The following is a 12,969-nucleotide window of genomic DNA, read 5'->3' on the forward strand; positions in this document are numbered from 1 at the left end:
CTACACTGTTTAGAATGGCTGCATAGTCTATTGTTTGTATGCCTGCACGAGATGGCGCAAATCATCATAAAGTGCTTTACGTTCCTCTTCGCTCAGAAAAGCGCCGATTTCGACCTCGCGCCCATTGCCGCTAAGCGTGACATAATTTGGCACTGGTCCGCCCTTGGGATGCATTTGAACTTTGGCCCAATACCCGTTGCATGACCAGCTTTGAGTGGCGCCAGAGGGATTTTGGCGTACTAATTCTATCTCTTCGCTGTCCAATGTGAGCTGCTCAAGAATCTGGCGGTTAAAATAGCTTCGGCGTAAAGCAACCCAAATCACTCCTAGTGTAACCATTAAAAACGGTAGCAACGCCCAAAAGACGACAGTCCCCATCAAGCCATATAGCGGCAGCGTGATAAGAGCGAAAGTTGCCAGAATAAACCCTGCAAACCCATTAGGCGGTAACGAATTATGTGGCCAAAGCTCAATTATCCGGCTCCCCGGGCTTTGCTGTTTTTGGATCCAATCATATGGCATAACGCAACCTATCTTTCCTCACCAAAAAGTAGTGAAGCGACGAACAAAGCAAAGGTGCCGCTTTGTCGCATGCATAATTTTGTATGATGCGGGGGCGCTGGGTTCAATATAACCCTGATTGATAGAGCTAAGCCGAGGGTATTTTCGCGGTTTTTAAGAGTGAAATAAGCTCAGCCAGATGTATGATTTCAAAGTCAGGTTTTATAGTCGGTGATGCAAGTTTCTGGCCTGGGTTGTACCAAACCGATTTTAAACCGGCTTGGTTGGCGCCGCTGACATCATTTGTTAGGCAATCGCCCACATGGATTACCCGCTCAGGTACGGTCAATTCCAATTTGGACAGCAAGACATCAAATATGCGCTGATCAGGTTTTTCATACGGAAAGTTTTCGGCCGAAATTATGATATCAAAGTATCGGCCAAAACCGAGTTTATTCGGGTTTGAGTTTCCATTGGTAAGGGCTGCAACCTTTAGCCCGCTTGAGAGTTTTTCCAGCATCGCACGCGCGCCTGGCATGAACTTTACAGAGCCAAATCGAACACGGGTGAACACATCAAGAAGTAAATCGGCAGTTCCCACGGAAAGGCCTCTGGCAGTTACGATTTGGCAAAATGAGGCATGCCTTATGGCAAGCATGCTAACTGCTTTGCCGGCAAAAGATTTCGCCACAAGATCGCGCTGGTGCTGAAATTCATTAATGCTGACCCTGTGGCCGGAATAGGCAAACAGCCAGTCTGACGCTGCTTGCAGCGCTTCATCAAGCGCTGCTTTAAAGTCGATAAGAGTTTGATCTATATCGAATGAGATGGCGTCAAAATGGGTCACAAAAATAGTTTAAACACATAAAAATCATTTTAAGAATGCAAAAAGCCCCGAATTAACGGGGCTTTTCTATGGAATTATCGCACGGTTTAATGTGCCGGTGCTTTGTCCCACTCTTCCTGCTTTGGAAGAATTTCAAAGGTATGCTCGGGCGGTGGAGACGGCAAAGTCCATTCCAGCGTATCAGCATATTCGTTCCAGTAATTGTTTTCAGTCACTTTTGCGCCGCGCAGCAGCGAATAGGTGATGATCCCAATAAAGAATAGGAATGATGCAAAGGATAAGAACGCGCCAAAACTTGACCATTGGTTCCAATAGGCAAACACCTCTGGATAATCAATATAACGACGCGGCATACCCTGACGGCCCAAGAAGTGTTGCGGGAAAAACGTAAGGTTTGATCCGATAAACATCATCCAGAAATGCAGCTTACCCGCCCATTCAGGGTAATGCCGCCCGGTCATCTTGCCAAAATAAAAGTAAATCCCGGCAAAGATTGTAAACACCGCACCAAGCGACATCACGTAGTGGAAGTGTGCAACCACATAGTAGGTGTCGTGATAGGCTCTGTCGATACCGGCCTGCGACAATACGATACCGGTTACACCACCAACTGTGAACAGAAACAGAAATCCAAAGGCCCAAAGCATTGGAGTTTTAAACTCGATCGAGCCGCCCCACATCGTGGCAATCCAGCTAAAGACCTTAACCCCGGTGGGCACCGCAATCACCATGGTGGCCAGCATAAAGTAGGACTGCTGTGTCAGCGACATGCCAACGGTGTACATATGGTGCGCCCAGACCACAAAACCCAGCGCGCCAATGGCAATCAAAGCCCAGACCATCGGCAGATAGCCGAACACTGGCTTACGCGAAAAAGTGGCAATCACGTGGCTGATAATGCCAAACCCCGGCAGCACGATAATATAGACCTCAGGGTGGCCAAAGAACCACAGGATGTGCTGATAAAGGATTGGATCACCGCCGCCGGCAGGATCAAAGAATGTGGTGCCAAAGTTCCTGTCGGTTAGCAACATTGTGATCGCGCCAGCAAGCACAGGAAGCGCTAGCAAAATGAGCCATGCAGTAACAAAGATTGACCATGCAAACAGGGGCACTTTGAACAATGTCATACCGGGTGCGCGCATGTTCAAAAATGTTGTGATCATGTTAATTGCGCCCAGAATGGATGAGGCTCCGGACAAGTGCACCGCGAAAATCGCAAAGTCCATCGACAGTCCGCCCTCATTTACCGATAGAGGAGGATACAGTACCCAACCTACCCCAGAGCCAAGCTGATCATTTCCGCCGGGGGCCAACACTGAACAAATTGCAAGACTTGTTCCTGCAATGTAGAGCCAGAAAGACAGATTGTTCATCCGAGGAAAAGCCATGTCCGGTGCGCCAATTTGAAGTGGCATGAAGTAGTTGCCAAACCCTCCAAACAGCGCTGGAATAACCACGAAGAACATCATCAAAATACCGTGAGCCGTGACCAGCACGTTCCAAAGGTGGCCATTTGGAGCATAGCAGTTGGTGCCGCCTGACACCAATCTCGCTGCGGCCTCTCCGGCTTCGTTGAGGCACATATACTGAACCCCGGGGTTCATTAGCTCCATCCGCATGTAAACGGTGAAAGCGACCGCGATAAACCCGACAAGGGCTGACGAGATAAGGTAAAGTATGCCGATATCTTTATGGTTGGTTGACATGAACCAGCGTGTGAAAAACCCGCGATGATCTTCGTGCTCGTGGCCCTGGATGGCTGCGTCTGCCATGTCTGCCTCCTAATTAAGTTGACATTTGGCAAAGCGACTCAAAGCGGCGTTGCCTTCTTGCCAAATGTTTTAGTGTGCATCGCACCTAGGGGCAATGCACGACTTTGCCGCAGGGGGTGAAAAAATGACGCGGATAGAGCGATTTTTTCTCTCTCAAAATCTAACCAAACACTTTGTCAAACTCTTGCTGCAACGCAACATCTATGTCTTGCAGGGTTATGGGCAATCCTAGATCGACCAAACTTGTGACCCCGTGCTGTGCGATGCCGCAGGGCACGATGCCACTAAAATGCGAAAGATCGGGATCAACATTGATCGAAAGCCCATGAAAAGACACCCATTTCCGCAACCGGATACCAAGAGCGGCAATTTTATCTTCGGTGCGGCTTCCGTCGGGCAGGGGCGGCTTTTCCGGCCGTTCCACCCATACCCCAATGCGGCCTTCACGGGTTTCCCCGCGTACATTGAACTGATCCAGAGTGTTAATAATCCAGCGCTCAAGCTTTTGCACAAAATCACGCACATCTTTGCCGCGTTTGTTTAGGTCAAGCAGTACATAGGCCACCCGCTGGCCAGGCCCGTGATAGGTGTATTGTCCGCCGCGGCGCGTTGCATAGACCGGAAAGCGATCCGGTTCTATCAGATCCGCCGCGCGGGCACTGGTGCCGGCAGTGTAAAGCGGCGGATGCTCAAGCAGCCAGATCGCCTCATCGGCGCGCCCCGCAGCAATATCGTTGACACGAACCTCCATCCAGTCGATGGCACTTTGATATTCGATCAACCGATCCGAGATAATCCATTCAACCATGCGGCCCTCTTGGTTTACGAATGTGATCACATCCGAGCCGTTTTTAAATTTTGCAGAAACTGGAACTGCGCGGATTTGACAGCATCATTAAAGGATTAGAGGCGAATTGCCAATCTGTCTTAGGCGACGGGGAATGTCCTGCCCCTATAAGGACATATTCGAGTGCTATGATCTTTCAAGCACCAAAACGCGCAGGCCATATGGGATCAAATAAAAATTATGGAACTAATTTTACAAGCGCCGATACAAATAAAGTTTCATATCATCTGCGCGCTCTACGCTTTGATTATCGGCCCTGTGGCGATCTTTCGAAATCGACGCGATAAATTGCACCGCTGGCTTGGCTATAGCTGGGTTGTGGCGTTGGCGCTGACCGCGCTTAGCTCGTTTTTTATCTTTGGGTTTCGTATCTGGGGGCCTTTTAGCCCGATCCATCTGCTTTCTGTATTAACTTTTTTCGGCCTCGTGCGAGGGGTGCGGCTCATTCGGCAGGGCCGCCGGGCAGAACACGCCAAACAAATGCAAACGCTATATTTTCTTGCCTTGGGTATTCCGGGCGTCTTCACGCTTTTGCCGGGGCGAATGCTTAGCCATGCGCTCTTTCCCGGCTATGCGGTTTTGGGCTTTGCTTTGGCTGTTGCGCTTTTGGCGGTGGGAATATGGGTCTGGCGCCGGTTCGGACCACTACCGCGCGCGGGATGAAAGTGCACAGGACAGTCGCAATCCGTTGATTTAGCTCAAGCCAGCTTTTTCCATACCTTGAAGGATGATATCCCGCGCGAAATCCGGCACCACTTTGCCGTAATCTTCTCGCGATGTGATATCTGGCCGCATTTTACGGAAGAGTTCGAGCTTCTCTTTTGCTTCAGGCAACCTGTCAAGATTACCCAGGACAGCCACGAGAAAACCAATCAGCATATTATTATTTGGATCTTTGGAAATCGCCCGTTGAATTTGCTCATAGGCCTCATCCATACGATCATTCACCATCAAAAGGCCAACCTCGAACTGCGGCCATTCCTCAAGTTCTGATGGATCTAGAAACTTGACTTTTTCCAAATATTCCAGAGCGCTCTCAATATCGTGATTAAGCGCGCTGACCAAACTTTGATTAAATGCGGTCTGCGCATTGTTTGGGTTCACGTCAGAGGCCAGTTTTGCATAATGGCCTGAATTGACGACATCGTTGATCGACATATAGTAGGACGCCATACAATTAAGTGCATCGGAATTGTTTTTATCGCGATTGAGAATATCTGTCGCAATTTCAAAGATTTGTTTGGAAATTCTATCGTGATGCTTGATATTTTTTGGACTATACCGCTCGCGGATCAAAGTTCGGCATTTAAGCGCATAGGGATCTACAAAATTATTATCCGCTGCAATGGCCTGATCGCAGAGCTGGTGGATTTCTTCGGTATCTGAGCGTTTATTGAAAAGATCAAGCGCCCTTAAATAGGTATCCCAAGCCGAGGCGCTGGTGGCAGATTTGGTCAGCACTTTGGCACGTTCCTCGCTGCGAATGGTTGGGTTAACCTTGCGCGCTATGGCCAGCGAAATTTCATCCTGAACATCGAAAATATCATCCATCGGCCGATCCCAGCGGTCTGACCAGATTTGTTTATCCTGCTCGGCATCAATCAGGCTTGCACTAATGCGGACTTTATTGCCGCCTTTGCGAATGCTGCCTTCAACAAGGTAGCGTACATTGAGTTTTTCGGAGATCTCGACAGTGGTTAGAGTGGTGTCTTTGAAGCTAAAGCTTGAGTTCCGGGAAATGACCGGAAAGGTTTTCCAAAGTGAAAGATGCCCGATAATATCTTCGGTTACCCCATCGGCAAAATACTCTTGCTCTTCATCGTTGCTCATGTTTTTGAACGGTAAAACTGCGATTGCAGGTGGTTTGCCACCCTCGGCTTGCGGCTCGACTGGCTTATCTTGCAATTCTCTGACGGCCATGCCCTCAAAGGTCATGTCAAAGGCATGTACAACGGTGTTTTTGACCTTTTGATCCCCAAGGTCCTTAAACGCCAGGTCAACCTTTTGACTGACAAAATCATGAATGCTTTTTGAAAGGCACACACCGTCCGGTTGCGACAGCGCTTCGAGCCGCGCGGCGACATTCACCCCGTCACCATAAAGATTATCGCCCTCGACGATCACGTCGCCCATATTCAAGCCCACGCGAAAGTGCATTTCCGCCGAACTATCCACCGAGGCATTGCGCTCTTTGATCAGCTTTTGAAATTCGGCGGCGCAAATAACCGCCGAAACGGCGCTTGGAAATTCGGCAAGTACTGAATCCCCCGCGGTGTTGAAAATTCTGCCGCTGTGCTCTTGGAACAAATTATCCAAAATAGCCTTACAGGCGCGAAAGCTTTGCAGCGTTTGGTCTTCGTCGCGTTCCATTAGCTTGCTGAAACTCACCACATCGGTGACAAAAATAACAGCGATTTTACGGATGATTTTATCTGACATGGACGCGCTCTGTGCAGTTGAATGTAAAAGTTTTTGGGTAACGCTTTTGCGACAATATACAGTCAAAATGATAATTTAAACCAGTATTAATTATCTCTTTTTTGGGGTGTTTCGTATATATTTATGTTTCAATAATTTTTATTACTCAAAGTTGCGCTTAGTGATTTAGATGAAAAAACATGCGCCGCCCTGAAAAGTTATAATTAGCGTCTATTCGCTACCAATTTAGATATTCTGGGCAATTCCCTCGCAAAATAGAAGTTGGTTTGCCGCCCAGACACTGGCATGCATTTAAACCCATAAAGGATGCGTGCCTTTAAACTTTTCAAACAATCGGCCGTAAAATAAAGAGGCACATACCCGATGAGAGAGGTGTCTCGATGCAAATACCAACCCACACTCTCGCGTCGCAATCTGTGGTTTCTAGTTTTGCGGTTGGCACAAAGGCAACGGCTAAAGCGGATAAATCAGGTCAGCAGCGCCGGAACAAAAAATACAAGGCCAACGTCACGGTTTCGATAAGCGTCAAGCCGCATAAATCAAAGGCAAAGCACTTTGATTTTGAGGCATATCGTTCGCTTCATGGTTAATCTGCAGGGTTAAATTGACTTGGCGTAGACCGTTTCAAGCGCAAACTCGATATTTTCATCGCGGCTTTCAAGTTTGGCAATTTCGTCACTATATTTTTGTGCAGAGATTACTCTGTTGTTAAATTTGTTTTCTAGATTTTTATACTGCCGTTCGCGCAGAAGTTCATGCAGGTCAAAAAGTCGTGAATACCGAGTTTCCCGATGTTTTTTAAGCGCCAAAGACGGCTCGGTCCACATAAATTTGCAATAGGGGCAAATCTGTTTTGCCCCCGCAAAATCCACGCGCTTCGCAGGTTTGTTAACTTTTGCACAAGATGGACATTTAATCATGTTCTGAGGTTTCTATATCCCATGGTTCTTTGCTATTACTGTATTTCAACCTGAGGCTATTTACTCTGGCTCTGGTTCCTTTTTTGCGGCTTGGAAAAACAAATACATCAGGCCCAGCAAAACAATCATCATAACGGCCAAGCTGGCATCTACAGGTATTGCGCCAACTGCGGCATGATATAGCGGCATTACTGCGAGAATAGCTTGCACCAAAAGCGCTGTAGGGGTTGCATCTTTTAGCCCATCCTCAGAGAGCCATCTGGGCAGCATCCAGAATAAAAGACTGATACCTAACAAACCTGCGCCGTGATGCTCTGCCATAGTAACAATGCCAATAGAATGGTCCCAGCCATTCATGTTTGAAATCATCGGCCCACCAAATAACATCATGAGTGCCATAACACCGTGGAGCACTGCAAATACTTTATAAAGGGTATCTAATTTCATGGAGGCATCCTTGGATAAGAATTTTTTAATTAATAGTTACTAAAATTTTTTTCAAAGCAAAGGTTTTTGGCTGTCTAGTTGAATAAATTAATAATTTTTCGGATATTTATATTTAAATGCTTAAATTTTAGGTACTTTTCTATTTATAAAACCTACTGCTTAATTTTGCTTTAGGCAGTTGTTTTATTGACTATTGTCTCTCAAGTGCGCGACTTTAGCTATGCGTGATATTCTTTTGGCTAAAAAATCAGGGCATTTTAGCCAAGACCGCTTTTCCTCACGTTATACAAAAAAATCTACACTCTATCTATTTTTTCGATAACCTAGGCAAAGCACACCTTCAGCCCAAGGAGAGACCGCACAATGGAAATCGCATTAAGCCCAATGGAGTTTTCACGCCGCGCGCGTCGGCTGTACCCAGATTGCGAAGCGGTGGTAGATGGAGACCTACGTTTTACCTATGCGCAATTTCTTGAACGTTGCGATTGCTGGTCTTCTGCGCTGCAATCGCTGGATGTGGGGCAGGGCGATCGGGTGGCCTATATTGCGCCCAATACCCATGGCCATCTAGAAGGATACTACGCGGTCCCGCAAATTGGCGCGGTGATGGTGCCGATTAATTTTCGGCTTATCCCGCAGGATTTTGAATATATTATCAATCATAGCGGCGCAAAAGTGGTCTGCGTCCATTCCGATCTGATTGAGGCGGTGAACAGCATTCGCGACCAGTTGGTAGGCGTCGAACATTTTGTTGCGCTTGAAGGCAATGCTGAGGGTTGGATTAATTACGAAGAGACACTTGCTGCACAGTCGCCCAAATTTTCTGCTGTGACCATCAAAGAGACTGATTTGATCACGATCAATTATACAAGCGGCACAACGGCGCGTCCCAAGGGTGTGATGGTCACCCATAGGAATGCCTATCTCAATGTGATGGGAACTTTGGCGCATCACCATTTGCAACCCGGTGATCGCTATCTTTGGACCTTGCCAATGTTTCACGCAAACGGCTGGACATTTACATGGATTAATACAGCACGGGGCATGACGCATGTCTGTCTTCGGAAAGTGGAACCACAGCGTATTTTTGAGCTTATCGAAAAAGAAAAGATCACTATGTTTTGCGCGGCGCCAACGGTTTTAATCGGGCTGACCAGCGCCCCGGTAGAGCAGCGCGCAAAAACATCATGGCAGGTCAATGTGTTCACCGCCGGTGCGCCCCCAGCTGCCGCCACCATTAAAATCGTTGAGGGTGAGTTGGGCTGGTCACTGACCCATGTGTTCGGTTTAACGGAAACATCGCCCTTTATCGCCATTTGCGAACTGCGCCCCGAACACCGCGATTTATCCCCCGCCGAAAGCGCAGCGCTTAAAGCCTGTCAGGGGGTCGAGCTTGTCTCGTCGGGCGAATTGCGAGTTGTCGACGAAGGCGGCCATGAGGTGGCGCACGATGGTGCAACGCTGGGGGAAATCACAGTGCGCGGCAACGTGGTGATGAAAGGCTATTATAACGATGCTGAAGCAACCGCTGCTGCCATTAAAAACGGATGGTTTCATTCCGGTGATGCGGCCGTGGTGCACCCCAATGGATATGTGGAAATTCGGGACCGGTTCAAAGACGTGATTATCAGCGGCGGCGAAAATGTATCGTCAATTGAAATTGAAGGATGCCTGCTGACGCATACAGCCGTTCAAGAGGTTGCTGTTGTTGGGATGCCGCACGAGAAATGGGGCGAGTCGCCGCATGCTTTTGTTGTCATTCAACCTGGATCACAGGTCACCGAAGCTGACATAAAACTGCATGTGAGGGATAATTTAGCGCATTTTAAAACCCCTCAATGGGTCAGCTTTGTCGAAGAATTGCCCAAAACCGCAACTGGAAAAGTGCAGAAATTTGTGCTGCGCGATGGTCAAAGTGGCATTTCGCGGCAATAAGTGCGGCTTACCTTTGCTTGTAACGTTCTGATCCCCTTCCGAACATAAAATATGTCTTTCTAACATAACCCCATGGCATAAAGGCTATTGGTAGGATCACGAGCAAAAAAGGAAAAATCATCCCATCTGTTGTATCGTCAGAAAGATTGCCCTCAAGGAACAGTGGAAGGGCCACCAAAATTAACCAAATCGTTTTGTATGCAACTTCAAAAAGCATTATCGGGATCATTTTAACCGTACGAAAAATTCCAATAACGGCACATAACGTAAAGGCAGCCCAGACACTCCAGTTCATGGCGTCAGTTGGGTCCCGTGACAGATCATCAGTGATTATATGGGGCCAAACATCCATAGCCAGCAACGTTGCCATCAAAATAAAAATAAACCTTATCCCATAGATGTTTATTGGACGTATCCCTTCAAATCTATCATGATCTTGCTGAAATAAATTTCTGATTATATTCACTTTATGAGGTCTCCCTTTGTGGTCTTGCCTAAAGCAACGCGCCATTAAATACGGCTTTTAAATAGAAGTGCAGGTTCCTCTGAAATCCTTTAGGATCCTTAGAAACGATCCATTACGGATAAAATGAGCTCAAGGAAAAGACCAAATAAAATTAGATTTAGACCTGCTTTAGAGTAATATTAAAGGACTACCGCCAAAGCCCCAAGCCCTTTTCCGCAAATAACAGCAGAAAAAATTTTGCTCCGCGATGGTAAAAGCGGCATTTCGCGGTAATAAGAGACATGAGCATGAAATAGTCATAGAATGCTCTAGGTGCAGTTTTACTGCGCATTGAAGCGTGGAATTCACAACACATGCCCCAGACAGGCGTAAAAAAATGGTGAATAGATGAAAAGCCCGAAAGAAGTTTGGTCACGAGCTGTTGAATTGGTGTCTGAAATGACATTGCAAGAGCGCGCAAGTCTGATGTCAGGCAGTAGCTTTTGGCATTTGCAACCGCTTGAAAGGTTGGGATTGGATGCGGTTATGGTCGCAGATGGCCCGCATGGCCTGAGAAAAGCGGATATGGCTGTTGATCAGGCGGGCCTGAACGCGTCTGTACCGGCCACCTGCTTTCCGACCGCGGTGACCCTTGCGTCCAGTTGGGATGCCGAACTGCTGCAAGAGGTCGGCGCTGCGATTGGCCGTGAATGTCAGGCACAAGACGTGGCCGTATTGCTGGGGCCGGGTGTGAATATTAAACGCAATCCGCTGTGTGGACGCAATTTTGAATATTATTCAGAAGATCCGTTTTTATCGGGCAAACTGGCTGCAAAATTTATTCAGGGCGTACAAAGCACGGGTATAGGCACCAGCCTTAAGCACTTTGCCGCGAACAACCAAGAATCGCACCGTATGGTTGTCGACACTTTGGTTGATCGCCGCACCTTGTTTGAGCTTTATCTGCCGGCCTTTGAAATCGCAGTCAAAGAAGCGCAGCCTTGGACCGTTATGTGCGCTTATAATAAGTTAAACGGTACCTTCTGTAGTGAGCATAAACCGCTTTTGACCGGTATTCTACGCGATCGGTGGGGGTTTGAAGGCTTGGTTGTCACAGATTGGGGGGCGATCAATGATCGCCCAAAGGCTGTTTCGGCGGGTCTTGAGCTTGAAATGCCAAGCAGCGGCGGGGTGAATGACGATGTGGTTGCCCTCGCGGTTGAGCAAAACGCACTGGCAGAAGAAGATCTGGATCGTGCGGCGCAGCGTGTGAGTGCGCTGATGCTGGCCGCCCAGAACAATTCCAAAAGCTATAATGTTGATTTTGACGCGCATCATGATCTTGCGCGCAAAGGCGCTGCCGAAGGCGCAGTTTTGCTGAAAAACCAAGACCGGTGTTTACCTTTTGATACAAAGCGCTCACTGGCGGTGATAGGCGCCTTTGCCGAAACCCCGCGCATTCAGGGTGCAGGCAGCTCGCAGGTCAATGCCACGCGAATTGAAAAACCACTTGAGGTTTTGCGCAAAATGAATGGCGCGAAGATCACCTATGCGCCTGGCTTTGATCCTGAATTGGCAGAAGATAATCCGGGTTTGATCAAAGAGGCTGTTGAGGCCGCTGAAAAAGCAGATCAGGTCTTGATCCTAGCAGGGTTGCCGCCGCTGTTTGAAGCCGAAGGGTTTGACCGAACAACGCTCAAACAACCCGCGCAAATCGATAGATTGATTGAGGCGGTGTCAAAAGCCAACCCAAACTGTGCGTTTATATTGTCGAACGGCTCTCCGATCGAAATGCCATGGCTTGATCGGGTTCCCGCAGTCCTTGAGGCCTATCTAGGTGGGCAGGCCGGAGCCGAGGCAATGGCGGATTTGGTGTTTGGAAAGCTATCGCCTAGTGGTAAATTAGCCGAAACTTTCCCGCTGTCCTTAGCGGATGTTCCTTCACAGCCTAACTTTGCCAATCATCCGCGCCAGATTGTCTATCGTGAGGGTTTGAATGTTGGCTACCGCGCCTATGGTGGGTCACAAGACGGGGTGCTTTTCCCCTTTGGTCATGGGTTAAGTTATACGGAATTTAGCTATGACAACCTGAAGGTGTCAGGGCAATATAATGCGGCCAACCCTTTGGTTCAGGTGACGCTTGAGGTCACCAACATCGGGGCATGCAGCGGCGCAGAAATCATTCAGCTTTATGTTCGCGATTGTGAGGCATCGGTCTACCGGCCAGATCGTGAGCTGAAGGGATTTCAAAAACTGTCTCTTGCCAGCGGTGAAACAAAGACATGCAGTTTTGAGCTAGATGCAAGGGCCTTTGCCTATTTCGATCTTGAAACTGATGATTGGCAAATAGAGCCGGGCAAATTTGAACTTCTCATTGGTGCGTCCTGCTGTGATATCCGGCTGAGCCGCAGTATTGAAATAACGGGTCAGGAAAGCCCCTCATACAGTCCCAAAGCCCAGCAGCCCTATTATATTATGGACGACGCAGCCCTTGACGATTTGGGATTGCAAATTACGCCTCCAGATCCAATTCGCCCCTATTCGGTGCAAACGACCTTAGAGGATATAAAACATCATTGGCTGGGCAAGCGTTTGATCGCAAAAGTCAATGAGATGATGCGGGAGCATACTGGCGGCCAAACTCCAAGCCCAGTGGTGCAAAAAATGCAGGAAGCGATTGTCACTTCGATGCGGCTAAGCACTCTTCGTAATATGAGCAATGGCGCCGTTAAATCAAAGCACCTAGACCTCCTTATTCATGTTTTAAATGGTGCTTGGCTGCGCGCCATGGCAAGGCTTTTCCGCCGCTAGTT

The 12,969-nt window shown here is 48.1% G+C and carries 12 protein-coding genes; 4 read left to right on the top strand and 8 right to left on the bottom strand.

Going from position 1 to position 12,969, the window contains the following annotated elements:
• Positions 1-27 precede the first annotated feature (27 nt).
• From GN278_06810 to lipB, 4 genes are all read right to left on the bottom strand, one after another.
• A complete protein-coding gene (locus tag GN278_06810; GenBank protein ID XAT60548.1) occupies positions 28-522 on the bottom strand; it encodes a DUF2244 domain-containing protein in 495 nt (164 codons plus the stop codon).
• Between the two features lie 127 nt (positions 523-649).
• Positions 650-1,354, bottom strand: coding sequence for an HAD-IA family hydrolase (locus tag GN278_06815; GenBank protein XAT60549.1), 705 nt, complete (start codon positions 1,352-1,354; stop codon positions 650-652).
• 80 nt (positions 1,355-1,434) lie between these two features.
• A complete protein-coding gene (locus GN278_06820; GenBank protein ID XAT60550.1) occupies positions 1,435-3,123 on the bottom strand; it encodes a cytochrome c oxidase subunit I in 1,689 nt (562 codons plus the stop codon).
• Between the two features lie 160 nt (positions 3,124-3,283).
• Positions 3,284-3,931, bottom strand: a complete 648-nt coding sequence (gene lipB, locus GN278_06825; GenBank protein ID XAT60551.1) for a lipoyl(octanoyl) transferase LipB — start codon at positions 3,929-3,931, stop codon at positions 3,284-3,286.
• Between the two features lie 219 nt (positions 3,932-4,150).
• Here lipB and GN278_06830 point away from each other — a divergent pair, with 219 nt between their 5' ends.
• Complete coding sequence (locus tag GN278_06830; protein ID XAT60552.1) at positions 4,151-4,633, top strand: DUF2306 domain-containing protein; 483 nt, start codon at positions 4,151-4,153, stop codon at positions 4,631-4,633.
• 30 nt (positions 4,634-4,663) lie between these two features.
• Here GN278_06830 and GN278_06835 read toward each other — a convergent pair whose 3' ends face one another.
• A complete protein-coding gene (locus GN278_06835) occupies positions 4,664-6,409 on the bottom strand; it encodes an adenylate/guanylate cyclase domain-containing protein (protein XAT60553.1) in 1,746 nt (581 codons plus the stop codon).
• A 380-nt stretch (positions 6,410-6,789) separates the two neighbouring features.
• On the opposite strand from GN278_06835, the gene GN278_06840 reads away from it, so the two are divergent.
• The gene (locus tag GN278_06840; GenBank protein XAT60554.1) at positions 6,790-6,999 is read left to right on the top strand and encodes a hypothetical protein; all 210 of its coding nucleotides are present in this window, start codon (positions 6,790-6,792) and stop codon (positions 6,997-6,999) included.
• A 9-nt stretch (positions 7,000-7,008) separates the two neighbouring features.
• On the opposite strand, the gene GN278_06845 is transcribed toward GN278_06840, so the two are convergent.
• Both GN278_06845 and GN278_06850 read right to left on the bottom strand, forming a co-directional pair.
• Positions 7,009-7,329 (bottom strand): hypothetical protein, encoded by a 321-nt coding sequence (locus GN278_06845; GenBank protein ID XAT60555.1) that lies wholly within the window; start codon positions 7,327-7,329, stop codon positions 7,009-7,011.
• A gap of 60 nt (positions 7,330-7,389) precedes the next feature.
• The gene (locus GN278_06850; GenBank protein ID XAT60556.1) at positions 7,390-7,776 is read right to left on the bottom strand and encodes a hypothetical protein; all 387 of its coding nucleotides are present in this window, start codon (positions 7,774-7,776) and stop codon (positions 7,390-7,392) included.
• 363 nt (positions 7,777-8,139) lie between these two features.
• Between GN278_06850 and GN278_06855 the strand changes: the two genes are divergently transcribed.
• The gene (locus tag GN278_06855) at positions 8,140-9,711 is read left to right on the top strand and encodes a long-chain-fatty-acid--CoA ligase (protein XAT60557.1); all 1,572 of its coding nucleotides are present in this window, start codon (positions 8,140-8,142) and stop codon (positions 9,709-9,711) included.
• A 7-nt stretch (positions 9,712-9,718) separates the two neighbouring features.
• Here GN278_06855 and GN278_06860 read toward each other — a convergent pair whose 3' ends face one another.
• Positions 9,719-10,177 (bottom strand): hypothetical protein, encoded by a 459-nt coding sequence (locus GN278_06860; protein XAT60558.1) that lies wholly within the window; start codon positions 10,175-10,177, stop codon positions 9,719-9,721.
• A gap of 387 nt (positions 10,178-10,564) precedes the next feature.
• On the opposite strand from GN278_06860, the gene GN278_06865 reads away from it, so the two are divergent.
• On the top strand, positions 10,565-12,967 hold the full coding sequence (locus GN278_06865) for a glycosyl hydrolase (protein XAT60559.1): 2,403 nt from the start codon (positions 10,565-10,567) through the stop codon (positions 12,965-12,967).
• Positions 12,968-12,969 lie beyond the last annotated feature (2 nt).

The sequence above is a fragment of the Rhodobacteraceae bacterium Araon29 genome (genome assembly GCA_039640505.1).
Taxonomy (GTDB): Bacteria; Pseudomonadota; Alphaproteobacteria; order Rhodobacterales; family Rhodobacteraceae; genus CABZJG01.